This window comes from Paenibacillus alvei DSM 29, from assembly GCF_000293805.1.
GTDB lineage: Bacteria > Bacillota > Bacilli > Paenibacillales > Paenibacillaceae > Paenibacillus_B > Paenibacillus_B alvei.
On sequence record NZ_AMBZ01000001.1, the window covers coordinates 1058772 to 1083042 of the forward strand.

Here is a 24271-nt window from a genome sequence, read left to right on the forward strand (position 1 = left end):
GTAAAGCCGGTTGAAGAATCTACGTTTATTTGTAAGCCATTTGCTAGTAGTCGTATTGACGCTATTTTCCCTCCTGTTTCCGATTTCCGCATACGCATTTGATTCATACACAGAATTGACGGGGCAGGCACTGAGTCCTGAAGTGCGCGCAAAAATGCAGCAGATTGTTGATCAGAATACATTTACAGAAGGTCAAGAGCCAGTACTGCATCCCGATTTACAAAACCTTACCGACGACAAGGAAATTTCAGTTATCGTCCAATTATCCGAAGCCCCGGTAGCTCTAGCGAAGGGTATGAGTATGCTTGAGGGCAAATCATTTACTGCAGCCTCAGAACAGAACACGAAACAAAAAATCGCTAAACAGCAACAAAGCTTTGTTAGCCAATTAAGCAGCAACAAAATCAAAGCTAGCGTAGGCTTTACATACAAGTATGCATTTAATGGAGTCTCTCTTAAGGCAAAAGCAAGTCAAGTGGAACAGTTGCTTAAGCTGAACGGTGTACAAATGGTAGAGCCTGACGTGGAAGTCCACGCTCTAGGGATAGAGTCCTCAAAGCTGCCGGATAGTGAAGTTCATCCAATGATGAACACAAGTAATCCATTCCTTGAAGTTCCAGCCGTATGGGCCTTAGGCTATACAGGCCAAGGAGTTAAAGTAGGCGTTATTGACACCGGAATCGATTATTATCATCCGGAATTAAAAGACGTTTATAAAGGCGGACATAACTTTATTACGCAAGTAGTAGATGGTTCTGAGACGGGATACGCTCGCGCTAGAGCGGATGACGATCCGTATGAAACAACACCGCTGGATCACCCTGATAATAGACCGTGGGTGCACCCTACTACTGGAGAACCTTTTAATACCCAACATGGAACCCATGTTGCCGGGACTATTGCTGCTCAAGGCAAGAACCCTTTTGGTATAAAGGGGCTTGCCCCTTCGATTGAATTGTATGCCTATCGCGTGCTGGGCGCGTACGGGAGCGGCTCGAATTCAGGAGTTATTGCGGGTATCGATAAAGCCGTAGCCGAGCAAATGGACATTATTAATCTATCTTTGGGCGGACCTAACAATAGCCAAGTTGCTTCTGACGCAATCGCCATCAACAATGCGGTTCTAGCGGGCACGGTAGCAGTCGTTTCTACGGGTAACTCAGGTCCAAACAGAGGGACCATCGGCAGTCCAGGCACGGCAGCTTTTGCGATATCGGTAGGCAACTCTACTGTTCCGGAAAAAACGATGGCTGGAAAGGCTTCCGTAACTCTAGACAAAGCGGGAACCAGCACACCATATATCATGAATTTGATGGCATGGAAATTCGGCACAGAACCGAAAAATATTTTGACGGGAACGTATGATGTCGTTGCAATCCCTGGCGTAGGCCAAACGACGGATTACACAGGTCTGAATGTGAACGGCAAAGTCGCTCTCGTTGCCCGCGGAGATATTGCCTTCGTGGATAAAATCGCAGCAGCAAAAAGCGCAGGTGCCGTAGCGGTTATTGTTCACAACTCTTCGAGCGGAACGAATACTCCAGGGCCAGCGGGGGTTCTTGTAGGAGATTCCTTCGCGTCCATCCCAACGTTTGATATGTCCTACACAGACGGAAGCGCGCTGCGAAAGGCTCTTGCGAACGACACAGGAACCGTTACCTTCGGAGAATTCACTACCGGTTCGACTTTAGGCGACGATATCAATAATTCCAGTTCGCGCGGGCCTGCCAATCCGGTCTTTGATATTAAACCGGACGTCTCCGCTCCAGGAACCAACATCATGTCATCGATTCCTGCCTATGGCAAAGATTATGCCGATCAAGGACAGCCTCAGCCTGACTATACCGAATCCTACGACCGTTTTACAGGAACGAGTATGGCGGCTCCACACGTAGCAGCGGTTGCAGCTTTGCTTAAATCGCAGCATCCGGATTGGACTCCGTTCGATATCAAAGTCGCGATTTCGAATACGGCTAAGCAACTGGACGTAACCAAAAACGACGTATTCGCTCAAGGTCCGGGACGTATTCAGCCGCTTAAAGCAGCGACGACCGAAGCGCTCGCGTATGAATCGGAACCGACCACCTTTTCCAATAAGACCTATGACAATATCAAAGGCACGATCACCTTCGGCAACGTGTTTCCGAATGCGAATAATCCAACAACGGTAACGCGGTCTATTCTAGTCAAAAACGTAACGGGAAGCCCAAGCGACTATACGGTATCCGTCCAAACGACAAAAGCGGCAACAGGCACGTTAGCGAGTTCGAACGTAACGGTCGACAAGTCCAGCTTTACGTTAACAGATGAACAAAATTTAACCGTGACGCTAAACGTTCCGAAAGGGACTGGAACAACCGGTAACGAAATGCTGGGTTACGTGAAGATTACAAACGGAACGACAAATCTAATTCTTCCCTTCGCGGCGAATTTCACCCCACCTACGGGATTGAAGACCTATACGATCGACAGCAACCATATCTCTCCAAACGGGGATGGCAAGCTGGACAGCACGACTGTGAGATATGAATTCTACGATAGGCAAGCAGCTACGTACATTGAACTTTATGATCTAAACGATCTAACTGGCGGACCTTACGGAGACGGTTCTATCGGATGGATTTTGAACACCGGCAGCACGACAACGGGAGCAAAAACGTTAAACTTTACCGGTAAATATCATCCGTGGGGACAATCGGGATCAACCCTGAGCGCGTTGGCTCCGGAAAGCGTCTATGCCATGCAGATTACAACGCTAAACTCCACCCAAACGGCGGTCGTAGCAAGGGGATTTCTTCCGGTATATATCAAGACGAGCACGCCTAAAATCGTTTCGTCCGACAGTCTGAATGTCACAGGTTCGAATTTGCAGTTCTCCGGTTCGATCGACGATTCTTACGTGAAATTCGGACCCGTCGTTGAAAAAGAATTGAACTTGGATTACAACATTAACGACAACTTGCACATGAAATACGAACTATCGGACAGTAACGACAACTTGATTTCTTCGCAACCGGTAACGCTTGATCAAAATGGAAACTTCGGAATCACGTTAAACGGTTTAACAACCGGAATAAATAAGCTGAAATTGATCGTAGATGATGCGGCGGCTAATCATGCGGAGAAAGTCGTTACGATTACTAGCGCAGATCCCGTGTTAAGCGGAATTAAAGTACAGCCAGAGGCTTTAACCTTAGGCGTCGGTTCCACTGCGGATCTTATAGTAACGGCTCAATATATTGATGCGGACGGCAAGCCATTCCCGGTAAGCGTTAGTGACGTTACGTATGGGGCCATCTATACCGATTACGATCTGAGTGTCATAGACGTTGTCTATGGTAAAGTAACGGCGGTAGGTGAAGGCAGCACATCGATAACGGTATCTTATGGAGGGAAATCGGCTTCGGTACCCGTTACCGTCACTACAACTCCAGTCGATCCTGTATTAACGTCCATTTCGGTATCGCCGAACAGCGTGGCTCTAAAAGTTGGGAAGGATGCTCAGCTTACGGTTAACGCGGTGTATAGCGACGGAAGCAAGAAAGACGTTACAAACGATGCTGATTATAGTGTAGCTCATTCAGCCATTGCTACGGTAAGCGACACCGGAAAGGTGGCAGCCATAGGAAAAGGTGAAACGACAGTAACCGTATCTTACGAAGGTAAAACCTACGAGGCACCTGTTACTGTCACAGAAGAAACGACAACCCCAGTCAAATTAACGTCGATTTCGGTATCGCCGGACAGCGTGGCTCTAAAAGTTGGGAAGGATGCTCAACTTACAGTCTCCGCGGCATATAGCGATAAAAGTAAGAAAGACGTTACAAAGGATGCAAAGTATAGCGTACCTGGTACGAACATTGTTACAGTAAGCAATACCGGCAAGGTGACAGCCGTTGGAGCAGGGAAAACGACAATCACTGTATCTTATGAAGGCAAATCTTACGAGGTGTCAGTCACCGTAACCAAGGATTCTAGCACAACGAATCCAGGAACACCGACTTCTCCAAGCTCGCCATCGACTTCCACACCAAGCTCACCATCGACTCCTGCACCATCGGGTAAGAAAGCAAAAGCGGGCACGCTCTATATGAAGAAAAATGATAAGGGTATGACTTTCGCAACGATAAGCGTATCGACTGAGGCCTTGATCGCCCAGTTGAAAGATTCAAAAGCGGCCGACGTCACGCTGGACCTTACCGATATTGGCTTCAACGACTACAACAGTGTAGATGCAATCTTCGACAAAGCAACGGCCGACAAACTACTGGCATCCGGCAAAGGGTTAACCCTTACCGGCAATGGATTCACTATCAGAGTCCCTGCGGATGCATTGGCTGATTTTATTGGTGAAAAAGGTTTTAAATTAATCTTATCGGTAAAAGATCCTGACAATGGTGAAGTGAAGATCCTGTCGGTAAATCAAACAACCATCGTATCGAAGATCGTAACGATCGGCAACGATAAAGGAAAATTGAGCCATCCGATTGAAATCGGCCTTAAGCCGTCCAACAAAGTAATCGATTTGCAAAAAGTAGGCGTATACCAGCAAGACGGAAGCGGGAAATGGGGATATGTAGGATACAATGCCGCGCATCAGCCGGGGAACATTCAACTTACGACGTCAACGTTCGGTTCCTTCGAATTGATGGAGGTTCAAATTTCGTTCGACGATATTCAAACCCATTGGGCAAAACATGAAATCGAAGTTATCGCGGCTCAACACGTAACCAACGGAAAAAGCGAATCCAAATTCGTTCCGAACGATACGATAACGCGCGCAGAATTCGTGGCGCACTTGGATCGTATTCTTGGCCAAGAGAAAGAATGGAGTCATTACGTCACGATGGCAGGGGCAAATGATATCCTGGGCCGCCAAGAAATGGTCGTATTGATGGTCAATGCCATGAAAGTCGATCTGCAAGGCGAGAAAGTGCAATTAAACTTCAAGGATAAAGATCGGATTTCGGCGAATGCCCAAGCCGCGGTAGCGTATGCGGTAAATAAAGGATTGATCAATGGCATGTCTAACAACACTTTCGCTCCCGATCAAAGCTCCACTCGCGCGCAAGTGGCTTCTATTCTCTATCGTATGATGAAACTCTTAGGCACAATTTAATCTGAATAAGTAATATCAGTTCCATAGGATGAATAAAAAGCAGACCTCTTCGGAGGCCTGCTTCTTACTTCCTTTCACTTGAGGCTCTTCATGCAACAGTTTAATCCTCTTTAATAGCGCAGCCGCATAAGCAAGGATTTCATTTCTTCGTCCGCTAGTAGCTCTGCATTATATTTTTGCGAAATTTTCGCCAATGCAACATCATGGTAAAAGAACTCAATGAAGAATTTAACGAACGGCTGCGCCCCGGTGCGCATGGCCTGCCATTCCCCCTGCTCCATCCCCGCGAACATAATTTGCGAAGAGTCGGCTGCGACCAGCATGTATCGTTCCAGCGTATGATGCTCTTCCGTGGGCGATAACGTATGCAGCTTCGATACTTGTGCCTGCGGCACGTTCTTCCCCATTACAAAAGCCTCTACGCGTACACCATCCCGCTCCCGCTGTTCGAGCAGAGGCACATATTTTCTGAATTCATCGCTCCACATCGAGACGATAATCGTGTCTGCCGCCTCTTCGAGGATATGCTGGCAGTACGCCGCAATCGAGGCTTCGGACTTCAAGCTCCACACTTGATTGTCCGTGACGATTTTGCGTTCATTCATCAGCTTCAGTTGCTCAATGCTCTGCTCAAATTCCTTGGACAGCTTGTCGATGACAACCTGAAGCGGCAGCGCTAAATATGTCTTTTTCTTTTCTGATATGGAATCCGAAATTAAGCCTTTATCGATAAGGCGCGACAGCACCTCATATATTTTCGCCTTTGGCACACCCGAATATTTCACTACACTTGTAGCATCCATTGGGCCATCTCCTGCCACCAGCGCCTCATATACCTTGCTTTCATATTGTGAAAAACCGAATTTCTGAAGCATGGCTCCTCCTTCGCATTCCTGCAACGTATTGGAACTTGTCCGTATCATGATGATGTTAGGATTATCTTACTCCAGTCGATTCAAAATGAAAAGTCGAACACTAAGCGAAGCCGCTGAACAGTTACATCAATTTGTAAATTATTACAAGAAACCATCGCAATCGCTGCTGCATCTAATAGACGTATAAGTCTGCTTTTTCTCATATTGAATATTAATTTGGACAATAATTATATTCTTGTTGTATATATGAATATATGATCATTAACAAACAAAGGATTAGGTTCACTTGGACAAAATAAATGACGAACTAGGTAAACGGAACAAGATACGCAGATGCAGAAAGGAAATTAGTGTTTTGAATCTATCGAATGAAACGCACGCAAACAAACAGAAATCAGAAAATGAACGCAAGTTTTCTGTCCGGCTGACTGGATTTTTCTTTCTTACATTCGCCTTATTTGCCATACTTATTATACGCTTGGCGTTACTGCAATTCGTAGATGGTCCCGCCCTCAAGCAAAAAGAAACTTCATTGGGCTACCGGACTACAGCTATCGCACCGATTCGCGGCACCATCTATGATGCTGGCAATCATAAGATCGCTTATTCCACATCGAGACAATCTCTTTACTTTAACGTGAACAAAAATTACAAGAAGAAAGAAAATATAGCGGAAGCCAAGGAGCTCGCTGAAAAGCTCGTCGAAAGATTTAAAAGTAATACCAAAACGGGAGAGGAAAAACAATCTGTCGAGGATATCGTAAAGCGTATGGATTTGAATGCCAATGTAAATCCCGTACATGTCCCCCGCTTGATCAAAACGGATCTATCTCCGAAGGATATTGCTTACTTTTTGGAGCATAAGTCCGAATATAAGGATCTTGAGATTAGGGAAGACAGCGTCAGAAACTATGATCAGGATACAGTCGCGGTGCAAACGATCGGCTATCTGAAAAAGTTCAGAGGTGTCCGAGAGTCTTACGATTATTATAAGGAGATATACGAAAATAGAAATTCCCGGCTCGAGGAACTCAAATACCTTGATTATGAGGATGTCGGCGTCGACGGGCTTGAGTTCATGTTCCAGGAAGAGCTCCGCGGCAAAAACGGACTCAAAAAGTTCCCGGTTAACGTAACAGGACGAATTATGGGCCCAATGGAATTGACAAAGCCCGAGCGCGGCAACAATCTTCACCTAACCATTCACAAAAGCATTCAGATGAAGACCGAAGACGCGATTACGAATACGCTGCAGAAAATACGCAACTCCTCCAATTCCGTGGAGCGAGCCCCTAACGCACGTACGGGCTATGCCGTCGCCATGGAAGTAAAGACGGGCAATATCGTCGCTATGGCCAGCATGCCGGATTATGACAGCAATGTCTGGAAGAACGGCTCCATCAGCGTTGAGGATTACGAAAAAATAAATCCTTTATGAACAACGGCACGATTAAAGCAGCCTACGGCCCATACGAGGAAAAAGAAATGAACAAGCACCCGAACTCCATCGTGTATCTTGGCTCTACAATCAAGCCGTTGTCCGTCCTTATCGGTTTGAAGGAAAAGCTGTTCAGCGTGTACGATGATTATCCTGACATCGGCTATGCCGAAATCGGACTCGAAAAAAGGAAAATCCGGAATGCGAACAACAAGTCGCATGGTCGCATCGATGCCGCAAAAGCGCTGGAATTCTCCTCCAATGCCTTTATGATCGATATGATCGGCAAACGTTTATATTCCCGAACGGATGTGAACGGACTGAAGACATGGGACAAATATATGGAAATGTTCGGACTTGGTGTAAAAACCGGCAGCGGACTGCCTGGAGAGATAGCCGGCCTAAAGGACTACATGAGCGAAGCCGAGCGCGCCAGCGCGCAATCCGCTCTTGCATACGCTTCGTTCGGCCAGCAGGGCAAGTATACAACGCTTCAGCTCGCCCAGTATGCGGCTACGCTGGCTTCGCATGGCAAGCGAATGAAGCCGCAGTTCGTCAGCAAAATTACGGATCCGGACGGAAAGGTAGTAAAAGAGTTTAAGCCGGAGATGCTAAACGAAGCAAAGTTCGATAAAGCCTATTGGGACTTGATTGAGCTTGGCATGAGCCGAGTGAAGGTACAGGGATTTGAAGGGTTCAATTATGACTATTATCGGAAAACGGGAACATCCGAACAGGAAGTCGCAAAAGGCATCAGAGTAGAAAATGGAGTGTTCATTGCGTACGCTCCCGCGCAAAATCCGACCTTAGCTGTCGCAGTCGTTGTTCCAGAGGGCAATTACGGGGCTTATAGCGCAGCGCCAATCGCGCGAGCTATATTTGATGCGTACGACGAAGTTGTCGGGCTTACGGGTACGCCGCGCCAAACTTCGACTAATCAGCAAGTTAAATAGTAAATGACAAGCGATGGCCTTCGATTAAATTGGGGTCGTCGCTTTTTTGATTAGGCTGAAGCTCGCTATCAGACTAACTTACCTAGTTTTCGATAAATTTTATGACCAAAATTAGCTTTATTTGTTATGATAAAGTCCATACTGTGAATGGTGTCACACGAGAGAGAAAGTGGCACCTCATTAAAGGATGTTCTAGAGTTCGCTTGTGATCTTTTGAACAAACTCATATCCAAACTCATATCAAGTGGAGGCAGATAATGAAATGAATACGGTGAAAACGTTGGATAAGCCGAAGCAGCGCAAGCTGCTGATGAGTGCCGGACTGAGCTGGATGTTCGACGCGATGGATATCGGCATCATTTCCTTTATCGCGGCTGCACTGGCAGCCGAATGGAGCTTAACCCCGCAGCAGACGGGACTATTTACAAGCATGAACTCGGTCGGCATGGCAGTAGGAGCCTTGCTGGCCGGGTCATTGGCAGACAAGTATGGCCGAAAATCTGTACTGCTCTGGACGCTGGTCATCTTTTCAATTGCCAGCGGGCTATCCGCGGCTGCAACGAGCTTCACGATGCTGTGCATATTACGCTTCATCGCCGGAGCGGGCCTTGGCGGTGAATTACCTGTCGCTTCCACACTCGTCTCTGAATCCGTTCCCGCGAAGGAGCGCGGTCGTGCCGTCGTTCTGCTGGAAAGCTTCTGGGCGGCTGGCTGGATCGCTTCTGCATTGATTGCTTATTTCGTCATCCCTACCTATGGCTGGCAAGCTGCATTTCTCATCTGCGCAGCCCCAGCACTATACGCACTGTACTTGCGGAAAGCCATCCAAGATCCACCGCGCTTCACCGAACAGGCCAATCGCAGTAAGCAGCAAAAGCTGTCCTTCCGCGACCGCTTCGTATCGGTATGGTCCGGTTCGCACCGCCGCTCCACGATCATGCTATGGGTATTATGGTTTACCGTAGTTTTTTCCTATTACGGCATGTTTCTGTGGCTCCCCTCTGTCATGGTGCTGAAGGGCTTCAGCTTGGTCAAAAGCTTCGAATACGTGCTCATCATGACGCTTGCCCAGTTGCCCGGATATTTTACCGCGGCTTACTTCATCGAAAAGTTCGGGCGCAAGTTCGTCCTTGTCGTCTATTTAGTATTAACTGCGGCAAGCGCCGCCTGGTTCGGCAGCGCGACAACGGAAGGAATGTTGATCGCAGCCGGAATTTGCCTGTCGTTCTTCAACCTCGGCGCATGGGGAGGCATGTACGCGTATACACCTGAACTGTATCCAACTAAGGTGCGTTCAACCGGCGTTGGTCTTGCTGCATCCTTCGGCAGAGTCGGAGGCATCGTCGCCCCTTACCTCGTCGGCATGATGGTTGCACGCCAAGTCGCCGTCAGCGCGATCTTCTGGTTGTTCTTCGTCACCATTCTGATTGGTGCGATTGCCGTACTTTGGCTCGGTACGGAAACGAAAGGTAAAGAGCTCGTTGAATAATATGAATGACATACCTACATACAATAGCACCAGCGTCCCTCTAACGAGAGAAATGCTGGTGCTATTTCTTCAATGCAACTGCAACAGAATTGATAACCGTCTGATGCAATCCTCTCTTTAGCGCCAACTTAGGATTAGGAAATATGCGTTCCCGACGTTCCCTGGAGAGCCAAGGCCGCTTCCTGAAGGGAACAAATGATAGCATGCTTCCCTTGGTCGGCGAATGCGACGGCTGCCTCCATCTTTGGTCCCATGCTGCCTGCGGAAAAATGGCCCTCCCGGACATATTGCTTCGCTTCCGCCGTGCTGATATGATTTAGTGCCCGCTGCTCCGGCATGCCGTAATGGATAAAAACATGATTCACATCGGTTACCATCATGAAAATATCGGCACTCGCTTCATGAGCAAGCTTGAGGCCGCTGCGATCCTTGTCCACGACCGCCTCGACGCCGGAAATCGTTCCATCCGCTGCCTGCACAACCGGAATGCCGCCTCCGCCGGATGCAATGACAATGTTGCCGTCTGCAGCCAGCTTCATGATCGTCTCCGCTTCCATAATGGATTGCGGCTGCGGCGAGGGAACGACGCGCCGCCACCCTCGACCTGCATCCTCCATCATGTTCCAGCCCTTCTCCCGCATCATGCGCTTGGCCTCCTCCTCACTATAGAAGGTGCCGATCGGCTTCGTCGGTTGCCGGAACGCTTCATCTTCTGGAGACACTTGCGTTTGCGTCAGCACGCTAACAACATGCTGCGTTAAGCCGCGCTTGCGAAGTTCATTTTTTAAGCATTGATCAAGCATGTATCCGATCATCCCTTGAGACTTTGCATTGCATACGTCCAATGGGAAGGGAGAAACGACATCCTTTGCCTCCTCATTCTGTTGCAAAATCAAACCGACCTGCGGACCGTTGCCATGCGTAACGATCACCTCGTAGCCTTGCTGCACGATATCGGCGATGATCTCGCTGCTTCTGCGCACATTTTCAAGTTGATTCTCATAGGTCGCTTCTTGATGAGGCCGCAAAATGGCGTTGCCTCCCAATGCGATCACAACTCGTTCTGACATGCTCATACCTCCTTAGTGCCATAATGGAATTAGCGATTCCGAATGCTGTATCGATCCCGGAGCTATGTCCGGAATGCAGCAATTGTACAAGCTTGGCTTGAAAATAAAGGGCATCCTCCATCATCATCGCGTTCAGCACCTTAACCACCTTGTCACTAAAGCGCCCGCGCAGCGCATGTCGCAAATAAGCCTTGCTCACATCCGTCGTAATCTCTTCTCTTTCTATAATATGATGCAAAATGCTCAATAACGCAGGGTGAAAAGCTTGCGTCAATGCCTGAACGGCCAGTATGCCGACCAGACAATCGTCTCCCGCTGGCGTCAGTCCTTGTCCGCGGCCAAGGAAAAAGCGCAAATGTTCTGCAATCGCCTGAACTTCGCCGCATACCAAGCTGATCATCAATTGTTCCATATGCCGTAACGTGATCGATTGCAGCTCATCTGGGTAATAATCCTCCGCAAGAAATCGGTCCCACTCCACGCCAAGCCCGGTTGATACGCCCCATGCCCGGCATGCATGCAGCATCGTGTCGATATGAATCAAATTACGATAACTGCGGTAATGTTCTTGTTCGATATGATATTGAAAGGGTTCTGCCTGAGACAAGTCTAGAACGAGTGGACGAGATGGATGCCGGAATAGCAGCATATCCGGCGTTGAGGCAATCACGGGATCGCCACAGCGAACAGAGCAGCGCAGCCTTCTTACGCGTTCCACTCCCATATGGATGCCGAATGGTAATCTGCCGTTCTTCGTCGTCCCGATAAAGACGAGTTCCTCACCCTCTCCTATCGCCAAATTGATGCCGTTTTCGAAAACGCTGTGGACAAAGCCAAGCCGCCTCTGGGATAGGAGCGCCGGCAGTTCCGCATGAATCTCCTCTCCCCTGAGGCAAGACGTATACAACGGCGCGCTATAGAAGTCCAAGTCTGGCCGCATACGCTTCAAGCGCCTTCTCGAAGCACTCGACTGGCGGACGAACCGTGCCTGCTCCGATCTGCCCGACTCCCGGCTCCTTATGGGCGATGCCGGTATTAATAACTGGCGTAATTCCGGTTTCGACGACTTTTCGGGCGTCAATGCCGAGACAGATGCCGCGGAAGTTCCATGTCGGAACGGTAAAATTCGGGTTCTGATCGATGGAGATCTCGATCATCTCATTGCTTGTCGCCAAGGCATCCTGGAATCCACCAGCGCCGACGAACCGCGTAACGCCCGGTGCAGCAATCATCGCCATCCCGCCTACGCCGAATGTTTCCGTAATTGCACTGTCGCCGATATCCGGGTTGGCATCATCCTGCGAGTATCCCGTGAAGAACAGCCCTTGCGGCGTATTGACGGGCGCAGTAAACCATTCATCGCCCATGCCGCTTATGCGAATGCCGAATTCTTTGCCGTTCCGGCACATCGCTGTAACGACCGTGCCTGCTTCAATTGTGCGGGCGCCGTCCATGACTGCCTTGGCCGCTGCCATCATGATGTTCAAGAAGAATTGGTCGGTGTCCGCCAAAAACTTGATGACGCTCTGTATCTCCCGTTTTTCCATGTCGAGATTGACGATATAAGGGCTTATCTCCTTCAAGAAGACAAGCGAAGCCGCGATATTGCGCTGGTGGAACTCGTCACCCATCGTTATGGCCTTCGCGATCATGACATTCAGATTCAGCCCGCCCTTGGTTGCTTTAAGCGCACGCGACAGCGTCGGACCCAGCACATCCTTCATCCAAGTCAAGCGAGCAATCACTTCCTCCGAATAAGCGCCGAAGCGAAGCACCTTGCCGATTCCCTCATTCATAATACAGTAGGCCTCATTGCCTTCGGTGCGGTTCTGCACGACGAATACCGGCATATTGCCCGACGTGATGCCGCCCATCGGACCTACGGCTTTCACATGGTGACACGGAATGAAGCGGATCTCGCCCTGCTCCAGCATCGTACGGGCCTCCGCTTCCTCCTTCGCCCAGCCTTCGAATAGCACGGCGCCTACGCAAGAGCCCTGCATGGGGCCTGTCATGTCCGCATAAACGATCGGCGGTCCCGCATGGAGCAGCGTCTTGCCTTTCAGCTCTGGAATAACGGTATGGGCCGCCACGACATCGACGAGGAACGGCGTACCGCCGGAGATTTTATCAATAACCGCCTGATTGGCTTCATCAATGGTGTTATAATTCATGCGAATTTCCTCCCAGTTGTTTGTTCTGCAGGATCCATAAAGGTCTTGGCAATTGCAATACAGACCGCTTGTTAGTTCCCATTCACTAGTTCGCGCATTTCACTGGTCATCGCTTATGCATGAACCAATCTTATTCGCCCGTTAAATCGGTATTGATTCAATTGCTTCAAGATATGCTGCATCTTGGCGCTGCCGCCCGCAACCGGACGCCAGTCGTACTGCACCACCGTGGCGCCGCTGCCGCTCGCCGCAATGGCTTCCGCGAACTTGGACAGTCCTACGTTAATAATGGATGGCTTTCCGTTAAGCAGTTGCTGAACGAATGAGGAAGATTCACGGTTGTCGGCAGAGACCGTAGCTGCCGGACGATATGATTTCGGTACATCTTCAAGGCTAAGATTCATCATCGCTAGCACCGTGCGCACTGCTTGATTGTTGCTCTCTTTCACGAGCACGCCCGCCTGCTCGAATCTGCGCTTCTGTTCCGCATATGACTGCGGATCCTGCAAAGTCCCACATAATGCAGCTACAAAATAAATGTTGCGCCCTTCCGCCTTCGCCTTGGACGAAGCTTTCTCGACTGCTGGCGCCAGCACTCCTGCCATGTCGTCATGACCGCCGTAGCCGAGCACGACATCGAATAAAATGACGGCCGTAGCGGGATCGGCCGCAGCCTTCTCGATATGTTGAATTCGCGTGGCCGGGTCAATCATCGGATGCGGCTTGCCTTGGGTGTACATGTCATCCCCCAGATCGACAATGGCATGGCCGTTCGAGCGAAGCACATAACCCGCTTCGTGGATAAGTCCATCCTGCAACTGAAGCGCATCCGCAATGAGCATGGCCGCCTCCGCAGCCAAAGTGCCTCCGGCATATAAACCTTGAATCGAGGTTTGATCCGATTGCAATTCCGTCTCCGGCACTTCAAGCGGCACACTGTACAGAGGCAGCACCGGGTTGCCTTTCCCCAAATCAATCGCGATCCTCGCCGCTTCCTCCAACGTGTATGCTTGATACATATTACCTTCATGCGCGGAAGGCTTTTCTCCCAGGAATAGGGCAACTACCGGCTTTGAGATCCCCTGCAGCTGGTGAACGACCCGATCGCGCACCTCCTTCGCCGGCGGCTTGGAGATGACGACAATGACGTCGGTTTGGTCGCTATGCTCCAATCCGTGAATGCCATCCAGCATCGTAATCGCGCCAATCCCCTCCGAGAGATCGCGCCCGCCTGTGCCGATCGCGTGGCTGATGCCGCCGCCCATGCGATCGATCAATGTCGATACTTCTTGAATGCCGGTGCCCGATGCGCCGACGATGCCGATATTGCCTCCCTTTACGCGATTCGCGAACGCGAGCGGAACGCCGGATATAATCCCGGTACCGCAATCCGGCCCCATGACGAGCAAGCCTTTTTCATGCGCCTTGCGCTTCAAATTCAATTCTGCTTCGATCGGCACATTATCGCTGAAAATGAATGCATGCAGACCAAGTTCAAGCGCTTTGTCCGCCTCTTCGGCCGCGTACTGTCCCGGTACCGAGATCATCGCCAGATTGGCGCCCGGATTCTCCTTCAAAGCGCGTTCCCATGAGCGAACGCTCAACGTGGAAGACTGGCTGCCGCTCACAGATTGATCGCTTAAAAAGCGGTCAACGGCGGCGAGCATATCGTCCACATTCCCGTTCGCCTCTGCATCAATGACAATGCACATATCGTTGGCTCCCGCCTTCTCCAGTTCATCCGTATAGAGTCCGGAATTGCCCATGATATCCTTGTTGGCTGGCGTCCCCATCATGATCGAGGCTTGGACTACGCCCTCTAATGCTGATATATGATTCGTCAAGAGCATCAAATTGACGGAATCTTGATATGAATTCGGCTTAATGATCGTATGCAGCATCTTGATTCACCCCTGGTTGTCCGTAATGTTGGCACGATTGCAAGTACAGTTGCTACAGTTACTAATGCGAGTTCAGCGAGTTCAGCGAGTTCGAATGTTCATCAGAATCGTCATTGAATAACGGATTGGTTTACGTGGCAAACGGATCTTTATGATCATACTTGTTGTAATGAATAACGTCCGATACGAGATACTCGTAGACTTCGTCTACAATCTCGATTCCGTTCGCCTCGTTCTCCTGCTCGATCAAATCGTAATTTTGCCCCGGATACAGTACCTTTTCGAAGCCCGGTGCAGGCTGAATGCTGTTCAGGTCGCGCATCGTCTGCGTGATGTTGCGGCGAAATTCCTCCAAATTGGTAAAGAAGGACGGATCAAGCACGATATGGAGTTGGCCCAGATTTCTGCCTTCGGTCAAATCGTGATACATCGAGCTGACGCGATTGCCGAACGGCAGGCCGAGCAGAATGCCTGACAGCACATCTACCATCATCATAAGGCCGTATCCCTTTGGCCCTGCGATCGGCAGGAGCGCATGCACTTGAAATGGATCGTTCGTCTTCACGCCTTGATTATCGACCGCCCATGTATCGGGAATCGCCTCGTGCTTCGAACGAGCGTGCAAAATTTTCCCCCAAGCCTGTACGGTCGTCGCCATATCAAAGGTAATGAGCGTATTTCCTTCGCCCGGAGCAGCAAAAGCAATCGGATTCGTGCCGTAATAAGCCTCAGCTCCGCCATAAGGAACAACCATCGGATCGGATTGGCACACTGAGATGCCGATAAGCCCCTCGCGAGCCGCTTGCTGCACATAGTAGGACAAGGCGCCGCTATGTCCAATTCGTCTCACGCCGACCACGGCGACTCCGTTCTCCTTGGCCATGTTCACCGCATGCTCCATTGCTTGCCTCGCTGCAACATGCCCGGCCCCGTTATCCCCGTCTAATACGGCAGAACATGGGCCTGTCTTTTCAAACGTAAAGTTCGGACTTACATTCGTACCGCCTTTGGAAATGCGTTCCGCATAGTATTCGACCCGCATCGCGCCATGGGAATGGACGCCGCGAACATCGGCATGAACAAGCACGTCCGCCACCACGTCCGCATGGCTTGCGGACAGGCCGGCACGGGTCAACTTCGTACATATAAGCTGATGCAGGTTCTGCTTGGTTACTTTCATGTCAGCACCTCTCTGCAATTATTCCGCCTTCCTCCCGCTGCCATCAATCAGCTTACGCATTGCTGCACCAGCAGCGGAAGACGGTTCATTATCTTAATCCGTATTGCCGTTCAACCGTATGTTCTATTTCTGTTCTATCTCTTGCATACCATTTATGGTTCAAAAAGCGCCTGACCACTTACAAGGAAGCGTCACGGTTGCAGTCTTTCGAATACAAATAAGCGAAAGGCTCTCTGCCTACTGCGTAAGTCGCTTGGGGGACGTAAGGCCCCATGTACAGGTAATCGCCCTTTTTGATCGGAATCCATTCATTGTCCAGATTGTAGACGCCTTCGCCGGACAGCATAATGGCTCCGTGTTCCTGGTAATGCGTCTCGACGAACGGATGGCAGCCGCCCGGTTCGAACGATAAAATATGAAAGTTCATGTCAAATGCCAGATCTGTCGGCAGCAAATCCTTCAGCTTGACGTTTGTCATATTGTCGTAATCCATCGCTTCAAGTTCATGCACATTTCCGGATACGACCCACGGAGCATGCTCGCTTCCATCGAGCGGGACATATTTTTGCTTGTACAAGAACAATTTCGTATCTTGCACCTGTTCATTTTCCAAATACAGCTTCACTCCCGGAGGACAGTACAGGTAGCCGCCTTCTTGCAGTGAGAAGGACTGCTTATCCGCCGAAGCTTTTACGCGTCCTTCCATGCAGTACACGAACGTTTCGACGCCGGCTTCGCCGAAACCCTGCACGTTTTTGCCGCCTTCATGCATCGTCACCACATAATCGACGAATTTGGCGCCCAATCGTGGTGAAGCCAGTATCGTAAGATCACACTGTTCAAAGCCCGGCACGACATTTTTGACCAAGCCTTCCGGCGGGATCAGTGCAAAATTGCCTCGTTTAATAATCGAACGACTCGCTAACAAATCTTGTGGGTAACCCATGGTATACACGCTCCTTTAGAAATTGAATTCGCTTGCAGAGGGAAAAGCAATAAATACGTATCCTAACATCATGCAGACTGCTTATGTTCCTCGCCCTTGGTTGCTTGCGGCTCCTTCTTCAAATTCGCCAGCACCATAACCGTCGAGCCGATGACAATGATGACCGTGGCCAGATAGAAGCCCAATACTTTACTGCCCGTTGCGTCCGATATGAGTCCCGTAACGAACGGAGCCACAACCGAAGACATCATACCGAAGAAGTTGAAGAAACCGAATGTTGCCCCGACTCCCTGCTTCGGCGCAATATCCGCCACATACGAGATTAAGAGCGGCTCGACCGCCAGCTTCCCGAAGAAACCGTACAGAATGAGGCAAACGATCAGCAGCGTATTCGTGCTTACGGAAACCGTCAAGTACAGCATGACCGCAGCCAGCAGCTCCAATAGAATAATGAACGTAATCTTCTTATGCATGAATTTGTCGGACAGCCGACTGAAGAGCAGCGCACCAGGCACGGCGCTGAATGCGACCAAGGCAGCCGCAAAGCCAATCGCAGTTCCGTGGAAGCCCCGTTCCTCCTGCAAATAAGAGGGAAGCCAGGTCACGATCATGTAATAGCCGTAGCAGGTTGCAAAATATAGCACATAAGAAGCAATCATCTTCGGATTGGCAAGCAAACGTTTCAATGTCGCCTTATCTTGCGTATCGCCCTGCGCGTTGGCCGCTGCATTGGATGGTGCAGTGCTTTTTTTAATGTTCTTGACAAATACCAGCATTAATAGAAATGCCAATCCTGCCGTAATGAAGAGAAGCACCCGCCAATTCCATCCGGCATCCTTTACGAGAAAGCTGGAGCCGATCAGGCCAATCGCCATGCCGATGGCAGAACCGCTGTTAATAATCGCGGTGGAGACACCCCGCTTCTCCTTCGGGATCGTCTCCGAAGATATCGAATAGGCTGGCCCGTAGTAGGTTCCTTGCCCCAATCCCGTAATGAAGCTCGCCACTAAGATGAACATGAGTGAACTGGAGAACCCGACGAGAATTGCGCCTAACGTGAATAGAATGAACCCCGGAATAATTATCGTCTTTCGTCCGAACTTATCCGCCAGCAAACCCGACGGAATTTGCATCATTGTATACGCGAAGAAAAACACACTGAAGATGAGACCCATGCTTGCATCTGACGTCACATTCAAATCTCGTTGTATTTCGGGAAGAATTGGATTCAAGATGGTGCGGTATATCCAAATGACCGTCCATCCGAGACAAAGCATCACGATGACCTTTTTCCAATACTCCCACTTTTCCTGTTGGCCCGTGTCCCTCACAATTTCACTCTCCTCAGCGTACCTAGTTGTATGTCTGCCTGCTTGTCCGGCTCACGATGTTCTTATGCCTCGTATGCCAGCTCATACAGCGCATGGGTCAAGGCTTGAACGCCGGCTGCCAGATGCTCAGGGCTGGTATACTCGGCCGGATTGTGACTGATCCCTTTGCGGCTCGGTACGAACAGCATCGCTGTCGGCACAAATTTCGCCATAATTTGGGAATCATGTCCAGCCCCGCTGTGCATCAGCTTGAACGGGATGCCATGCTTCTCGCATTGCCGCTCCAGTACATCGAGAATTCGGGGATCCATCGGAACGGGATCCTCATCCATCCACATCTCGATCTTAAGCTCGACTCCGATTGCTCTGGCGGTGCGCTCCATCAATTCAGTAACCTCATCGCTGAATCGAACCAATGCTGACTTGTCCGTATGACGGATATCCAAAGTGAACAGCGCGCTGCCCGGCACGACATTGACCACGTTCGGCTTTACTTCGATCTTGCCAACCGTCGTCACTAACGGATCGCCGTGGGCTTGGGCAAGATCCAGAATTTGTTGAATCATGCGTCCCGCCGCATGCACGGCATCTTTGCGATATCCCATCGGCGTAGTTCCCGCATGATTGGCTTCCCCTGAGAGCTCAATCGTGAAGCGCCGCTGGCCGACGATGCTGTGAACGACGCCGACCGGCAAGCCTTCATGCTCCAGCACGCTGCCTTGTTCAATATGCAGCTCCACGAAGGCCTGAATATCGCTGCGCTTTTCCGTCTTGCTATCGGGGAATTGAAAACCCGCCTGCTCCATCGCTTCAACAAAGCGAACGCCTTGGAAGTCGGCTATATTCTGAACATCCTCCTTGTTTGCTGTGCCCGCAAGATTTTTGCTTCCCCAGAACGTAAAGGGGAAACGGCTGCCTTCCTCTTCCGCAAATGAGACCACTTCCAAGTTGCGAAGCGGTTGCCCGTGCTTCTGCTTTAATGTCTTCATAGCCAGCAAAGCCCCTATGATGCCATATTGCCCGTCGTATTTCCCACCGTTGCGCACCGTATCTACATGAGATCCGCTCATTATCGTTTCTTCCGGATACAGGCTGCCTTCCAGCCGCCCGTACAAGTTGCCGATCTCGTCATAATACGTAATGAATCCTTCCTCTTTCATGCATTGCTCCAATGCTTTTTGCGCAGCCGTCCACTCCTTGGAATACAGCAGGCGGGAAACGCCTCCATTCGGGTCGTTGCCGAATTGGCTCAGCCACTCGACAAGACGAACGGTTTCCGTTTGGATATGATCCATAGTCGTATCTGTCCTTTCTGCAAGATGTGTGTGCATGACCCAAGCGAGATAAACGGCGCACGCGTCCGCCTATCCGCGGTGCAATAAAGAGCGTTCTTTCAGCGGCCTTATGTACTTGCTGCCAAGGCCGTTTGTGCTTTCACCTTGATTGTAAACGCTTTAAAAATGAATAACATCGAGGCAACTCGATAAAAAACGGGGTGTCTTTTTATCCATTTTGGATAAGCGAGGAACAAGAGGAGCCTATAAAAAACAGACTTAGTCTCATGAACGTACTTTGCATTCATGAGACTAAGTCTGAGAGCTCAAAACATAATTCGATTGTTATCCGATTATCCGATTGCGATATGGGGCGCCAACGGTTTGTCCTCCAACAGCACAAGAATCTTCAACCCGACCTGCACGGACAGCATCTCATCCGGATCGTCCATGTCCATGCCGGTAATTTCCTTGATGCGCTCCATGCGATACGTCACCGTCTTATAATGACAGAACAATTCCTCGGCCGTCTTGGCCGCGTTTTGATGGTGCTGCAAAAACGTTTGCAGCGTTTTAATTAAATCGTTGCGGTTCGGCTGCTTGTAAGCAAGCAATTTATGCAGCGATGGCGGAATGAACTTCGCCAGTTCTCCGGCATCTTCGATTTGACAAAGCAAGCGATAAATTCCCAAATCCGAAAAAGCCGCAATGGCGGACCTGCCGTTCATCATCGTGCCGAGGTGCAATGCATCCTGTGCCTCCTTGTAGCTCCGCGGCAGCTCCAAAAGATCCGCCGCCGCGCTTCCGATTCCGACCTGCACCTCTATTTGCTGAACGCGCTTACAGAAGATCTGTTGAATATCGCGAACCGCTTCCTTTATCGAACGGATACAAGCTGTTTTATCCCCCTGCTCACTATCCGCGCTCCACAGTACGACTAGCTGATCGCTTCGGCTCCGTATGATTCCTTCCGGCAGCCGCTGCTGAATGAGCTCGTACAGCATGCGTTGATTCGGATTATGAAGACCGTATCGTTCCGCATCATTTATACGGCCATGATCCGGACTCTGTAGGCGAAACAGTACGACAATGTGCGTCTTGCTTAGATTCCAGCCGATTACATTAGCCCGTTGATATACACTCTGCAGCGATTCAAACTTCGCGTGCAGCAAATCGTCGATTAAGTCGTCCTTGAATTTCATTTCCACCTCGGCGACCGCATATTGCTTAATAAGCTCAAGCGACAAGGAGGTGGCCGCATTCTCTATCGCGATGAAGTCTAGCGCCTCCACCTGTTTGCATGTCTCATGGATAACCAGATGCACTTTAATATGATTGACTGTCTCAACCGGGATCACGAGTTGATGGGCGGTGCTTCCATTCCAGTCCGGATAATTCACGCGCTGCCTGAAACAAGAAAATTCGGTATCGATTCGAACGTTATCGTCGTTCTCCTCCTGTTCCAGCACTACAAACGCCGCCAACCGCGGATCGGTCGCCGCTATCGTCCCGAAGTTCCGGTCATACAACGTAACCGGATTCCCGATGAGCTTCGTTAAGGAGGCAATCATATTGTCCGAGCCTTTATTCGCCAGCGTCAGCGCGATGAAGCGATCATGAACCTCCTTGAAATATTTGAGCTTGACCACTTGACTGTTGAACAGTGATTCCATGACCGGATACATAATTTCGCGGTAAGGAACCTGCTTCGGAATTTGAATGACGGGAATATGGTATCTATCCGACGCTTCGATGATGCCTGACGGGATATCATGCACGAACCGACCGGTTTTGATTACTAAAGCGCTTACATTCTTTTCAGACAATTGAGTCATAAAGGCTTGCTGTTCGCAGTCATCATATGATTGCAGCGGGTACAGGCTGCTTAACAGCAATTCTCCTCCGCTAATCCATTCCGCAATATCCGGCGCCTCAATGATGGTAACGCCCCGAATCGGGTTGTGCAATCCTTGCTTGCCGCTGACCACGAATGCTTGCTTTAATGTTTCGATTTGAAATAAGTCCTTTACTCTGAATTCCATCTTTCCAGCTCCCATCGATGTAGAAGTAGATTCAGTCGAGTACAGAATAAGAGCTAACTTACATATGATTGCTGTTCTACTAGATTACCTTACTTTTGCAGACAATTCATCCGCTATAACGTTAGCGCCGTGAAAACTTTGTGACCTTATAATAAGAAAAAGGCCGATCATGGGCATGTCTGACCATCAATCGACCCAACGCTCGTCATGAAATGGCATTCATTTAGCTACGGTTGCGTTCCCGTCTCTAACTAGTGATCCCTTGTTCCGATAACGGAATCACAGCTTCAAATAGAACCCCTTGTCCGATATTGTGCATAGAGAATGAGATGCCAAGAGCATCAAAAATCTGCTTTACAATATATAACCCTAGACCGCTTCCTCCTGTATTGCGGTTTCGTGATTTTTCGATGCGAAAGAAAGGTTCGAAAATATGCTGCAGATCCTCCTCTTTTATGCTCACTCCCGTATTAACGACTTGAAATTGGAGGCAGCTCCGCTGTAAATTCCGAGTTAGTCGAATGAATACTTTTTCTCCCTGCGGCGAGTACATAATCGCGTTATGAATAATATTTTTGCACGCCTTTTCCAACAGAATGCGATCAGTATGGATCATGATATTTGAATCGATCTGCTTCAGAAGCTGAATATCCCGTTGACCGGCAAAAAATTCAAGGTTTTCAGTAACGGTATCCACAAGCTGCGAAACATTTACTTCTTCCGGCTGCAGCTTGAACGTATGTCGCTCCAGCCTCGACATACTTAAAATCTCGCGCACCAGCTTCTCCATTTCCTCAATAATTTGGTGATTTTTACGCAAATATTGATCGCGATCCTGATAAGGGCCGATATGATAAATCATCCCTTCCAAATACCCCTTCATCACGGTTAGCGGTGTCTTCAACTCGTGTGCTGCAATCGCGAAAAACTCTCTGCGTTTCGTTTCTGCCTCCCTTTCTTTTTCTATATCGCTTTTTAGCTGCCGATTCGCAGTTTGCAAATCCAGCATCGATTGCTGCAAATTAACGGACATTTCATTTAAGCTATTGGACAGCTCCCCCAATTCATCCGAGGAACGAACCTCGATTTGTTCGCTAAAATCCAATTTCGCCATCTTCCGCGCGCCCTGATTAATGTAAAGCAGCGGCTTGGTAATAAACCTGGAGTACAAATAAGCGCTCCCTATGCCAATCACGATCACGATAATACTCATATAAGGGAGGAAAAGAGCCAGCACCTGCGAAGCCTCATCAATCGGCTGAAAGGTAGCTGATACGACAAGCGTGGCAGCCATATCCCGATATTGAATAGGAACGTTGACATTATAGGAATTTGTACTTATAGACGTCTTGGCCGTTCCAGCTCTTATTTCCGCCGATAGCGTCGATAGCGGATAAGCTTTATGAATCGAAGGAAAATATGGCGAGTATATGATGGCTCCCTCTTTATTTTGAAGATAGACGTTTGCATTATTTTTTTTGGAAAAAGTATCAAGAAGCAGCACGCCATACTGCAAATCAAGCTCCTTCGATTTCGTTATGATTTCTTCAATCCCAGTCTTTAGCTGATCCGTCTTGTACTGCTCGTAAAAGGTTGGCAGAAAAAAGTACAACGATACATAAATCAGGACGGCAAAGGATAACAAAATGAGCGAGGTAATCACAAAAAGCTTATGAGTGATGCGCTTCATCTTCAGCATGTCCAACCATTTACTCATCAATTTTATAGCCGATCCCCTTTACCGTTTTAATGTAGGGTATGTCTAATTTCTTTCTAATATTTTTAATATGCGTATCGATAACGCGCGTCTCTCCGTAATAATCAAAGCCCCATACCTTCTCGACAATGCTTTCTCGGGTGAGTACTTTTTTCTCGTTTTGAACCAGCAGCTGCACGATTTCAAATTCTTTGGTCGTTAAAGGGATATCTACCTCATTCACAAACACTTTATAGGCGTCGCAATCTACTCGAACCTCCTTGAAAACCAAGCCATTATTCGTTCCTTGATCCTTGCTTCTTCTCAGCACGGCCTCAACTCTCCGTATCAATACGTGAAAAGAAAAAGGCTTCGTAATATAATCGTCGATCCCGAGATCGAACCCCTTCAATTGATCCTGTTCTTCCTCTAATGCCGTCAGCAAGATGATCGGAACATTGGACTCGCTTCGAATCATCGTGGCTACCTCAAATCCGTTTAAATTGGGCATCATGACATCCAATAAAATTAAATCGAAGGCTTGCTTATTAAATTGCTTCATGCCCTCTATTCCATCACATGCAACTTCAACACCATATTGTTGAGTCATCAAAAATTGTTTGATGAGTTCCCGAATCTCTTGATCATCCTCGATTACTAGAATTCGATCATTCATTGCCATCTCACCTCGTAAACCAGTATAGCTGCGGAATCTGAAGTTTATATGAAGACGTGCATGAAATCCCCACTGAAACTCTACACGAGCTTCATCATAACTCCAGA

Annotated in this window: 16 protein-coding genes; 4 read left to right on the top strand and 12 right to left on the bottom strand. The window is 49.1% G+C overall.

The features are described 5' to 3' along the window. Window positions 1–10 precede the first annotated feature (10 nt). Window positions 11–5119, top strand: coding sequence for a S8 family serine peptidase (locus tag PAV_RS05010; protein WP_005544043.1), 5109 nt, complete (start codon window positions 11–13; stop codon window positions 5117–5119). 110 nt (window positions 5120–5229) lie between these two features. Here the strand turns inward: PAV_RS05010 and PAV_RS05015 are convergent, their stop codons facing one another. Continuing rightward, on the bottom strand, window positions 5230–5994 hold the full coding sequence (locus PAV_RS05015) for a TrmB family transcriptional regulator (RefSeq protein WP_005544044.1): 765 nt from the start codon (window positions 5992–5994) through the stop codon (window positions 5230–5232). A 355-nt stretch (window positions 5995–6349) separates the two neighbouring features. Here PAV_RS05015 and PAV_RS37165 point away from each other — a divergent pair, with 355 nt between their 5' ends. The 3 genes from PAV_RS37165 to PAV_RS05025 all read left to right on the top strand — a co-directional run bounded on the left by PAV_RS37165 (window position 6350) and on the right by PAV_RS05025 (window position 9874). Next, entirely contained in the window at window positions 6350–7432 is a 1083-nt protein-coding gene (locus PAV_RS37165) for a penicillin-binding protein 2 (RefSeq protein WP_338010891.1), read from the top strand. 47 nt (window positions 7433–7479) lie between these two features. After that, window positions 7480–8385 carry a penicillin-binding transpeptidase domain-containing protein gene (locus PAV_RS37170; protein WP_338010892.1) on the top strand — a complete coding sequence of 302 codons (906 nt, stop codon included), beginning with the start codon at window positions 7480–7482 and terminating at the stop codon, window positions 8383–8385. Between the two features lie 262 nt (window positions 8386–8647). After that, the gene (locus PAV_RS05025; RefSeq protein WP_005544045.1) at window positions 8648–9874 is read left to right on the top strand and encodes an MFS transporter; all 1227 of its coding nucleotides are present in this window, start codon (window positions 8648–8650) and stop codon (window positions 9872–9874) included. A gap of 134 nt (window positions 9875–10008) precedes the next feature. Here PAV_RS05025 and arcC read toward each other — a convergent pair whose 3' ends face one another. The 11 genes from arcC to PAV_RS05080 all read right to left on the bottom strand — a co-directional run bounded on the left by arcC (window position 10009) and on the right by PAV_RS05080 (window position 24164). Beyond that, on the bottom strand, window positions 10009–10944 hold the full coding sequence (gene arcC / locus PAV_RS05030) for a carbamate kinase (RefSeq protein ID WP_040734969.1): 936 nt from the start codon (window positions 10942–10944) through the stop codon (window positions 10009–10011). Then, the gene (locus tag PAV_RS05035; RefSeq protein WP_005544047.1) at window positions 10874–11884 is read right to left on the bottom strand and encodes an oxamate carbamoyltransferase subunit AllH family protein; all 1011 of its coding nucleotides are present in this window, start codon (window positions 11882–11884) and stop codon (window positions 10874–10876) included. Before PAV_RS05035 ends, arcC begins: the two co-directional genes overlap by 71 nt. Then, the gene (locus tag PAV_RS05040) at window positions 11859–13118 is read right to left on the bottom strand and encodes a YlbE family protein (RefSeq protein WP_005544048.1); all 1260 of its coding nucleotides are present in this window, start codon (window positions 13116–13118) and stop codon (window positions 11859–11861) included. The genes PAV_RS05035 and PAV_RS05040 overlap by 26 nt, the downstream gene beginning before the upstream one ends. Window positions 13119–13231: 113 nt before the next feature. Beyond that, window positions 13232–15019 (bottom strand): acyl-CoA synthetase FdrA, encoded by a 1788-nt coding sequence (gene fdrA, locus PAV_RS05045; RefSeq protein ID WP_005544049.1) that lies wholly within the window; start codon window positions 15017–15019, stop codon window positions 13232–13234. A gap of 130 nt (window positions 15020–15149) precedes the next feature. Next, window positions 15150–16199: an ureidoglycolate dehydrogenase gene (gene allD, locus PAV_RS05050; RefSeq protein ID WP_040735478.1), complete on the bottom strand. Its 1050-nt coding sequence runs from the start codon at window positions 16197–16199 to the stop codon at window positions 15150–15152. A 178-nt stretch (window positions 16200–16377) separates the two neighbouring features. Beyond that, on the bottom strand, window positions 16378–17145 hold the full coding sequence (gene allE / locus PAV_RS05055) for a (S)-ureidoglycine aminohydrolase (RefSeq protein ID WP_005544051.1): 768 nt from the start codon (window positions 17143–17145) through the stop codon (window positions 16378–16380). Window positions 17146–17213: 68 nt separating this feature from the next. Beyond that, window positions 17214–18476: an MFS transporter gene (locus tag PAV_RS05060; RefSeq protein WP_005544052.1), complete on the bottom strand. Its 1263-nt coding sequence runs from the start codon at window positions 18474–18476 to the stop codon at window positions 17214–17216. Window positions 18477–18538: 62 nt separating this feature from the next. After that, window positions 18539–19771 carry an allantoate deiminase gene (allC, locus tag PAV_RS05065; RefSeq protein WP_005544053.1) on the bottom strand — a complete coding sequence of 411 codons (1233 nt, stop codon included), beginning with the start codon at window positions 19769–19771 and terminating at the stop codon, window positions 18539–18541. A gap of 332 nt (window positions 19772–20103) precedes the next feature. Then, window positions 20104–21792, bottom strand: coding sequence for a PucR family transcriptional regulator (locus PAV_RS05070; RefSeq protein ID WP_005544054.1), 1689 nt, complete (start codon window positions 21790–21792; stop codon window positions 20104–20106). A 247-nt stretch (window positions 21793–22039) separates the two neighbouring features. After that, on the bottom strand, window positions 22040–23509 hold the full coding sequence (locus tag PAV_RS05075; RefSeq protein WP_040734972.1) for a sensor histidine kinase: 1470 nt from the start codon (window positions 23507–23509) through the stop codon (window positions 22040–22042). Then, complete coding sequence (locus tag PAV_RS05080) at window positions 23502–24164, bottom strand: response regulator transcription factor (protein WP_005544056.1); 663 nt, start codon at window positions 24162–24164, stop codon at window positions 23502–23504. The genes PAV_RS05075 and PAV_RS05080 overlap by 8 nt, the downstream gene beginning before the upstream one ends. Window positions 24165–24271 lie beyond the last annotated feature (107 nt).

Excerpts from the sequence above, each read along its gene's own strand:
- allE (WP_005544051.1), bottom strand. The coding sequence starts at position 17,145 with ATGGGTTACCCACAAGATTTGTTAGCGAGTCGTTCGATTATTAAACGA.
- PAV_RS37170 (WP_338010892.1), top strand. The coding sequence starts at position 7,480 with ATGAACAAGCACCCGAACTCCATCGTGTATCTTGGCTCTACAATCAAG.
- PAV_RS05080 (WP_005544056.1), bottom strand. The coding sequence starts at position 24,164 with ATGAATGATCGAATTCTAGTAATCGAGGATGATCAAGAGATTCGGGAA.
- arcC (WP_040734969.1), bottom strand. The coding sequence starts at position 10,944 with ATGTCAGAACGAGTTGTGATCGCATTGGGAGGCAACGCCATTTTGCGG.
- fdrA (WP_005544049.1), bottom strand. The coding sequence starts at position 15,019 with ATGCTGCATACGATCATTAAGCCGAATTCATATCAAGATTCCGTCAAT.
- PAV_RS05035 (WP_005544047.1), bottom strand. The coding sequence starts at position 11,884 with ATGCGGCCAGACTTGGACTTCTATAGCGCGCCGTTGTATACGTCTTGC.
- PAV_RS05040 (WP_005544048.1), bottom strand. The coding sequence starts at position 13,118 with ATGAATTATAACACCATTGATGAAGCCAATCAGGCGGTTATTGATAAA.
- PAV_RS05025 (WP_005544045.1), top strand. The coding sequence starts at position 8,648 with ATGAATACGGTGAAAACGTTGGATAAGCCGAAGCAGCGCAAGCTGCTG.
- PAV_RS05015 (WP_005544044.1), bottom strand. The coding sequence starts at position 5,994 with ATGCTTCAGAAATTCGGTTTTTCACAATATGAAAGCAAGGTATATGAG.
- PAV_RS05070 (WP_005544054.1), bottom strand. The coding sequence starts at position 21,792 with ATGGAATTCAGAGTAAAGGACTTATTTCAAATCGAAACATTAAAGCAA.
- allC (WP_005544053.1), bottom strand. The coding sequence starts at position 19,771 with ATGGATCATATCCAAACGGAAACCGTTCGTCTTGTCGAGTGGCTGAGC.
- allD (WP_040735478.1), bottom strand. The coding sequence starts at position 16,199 with ATGAAAGTAACCAAGCAGAACCTGCATCAGCTTATATGTACGAAGTTG.
- PAV_RS05075 (WP_040734972.1), bottom strand. The coding sequence starts at position 23,509 with ATGAGTAAATGGTTGGACATGCTGAAGATGAAGCGCATCACTCATAAG.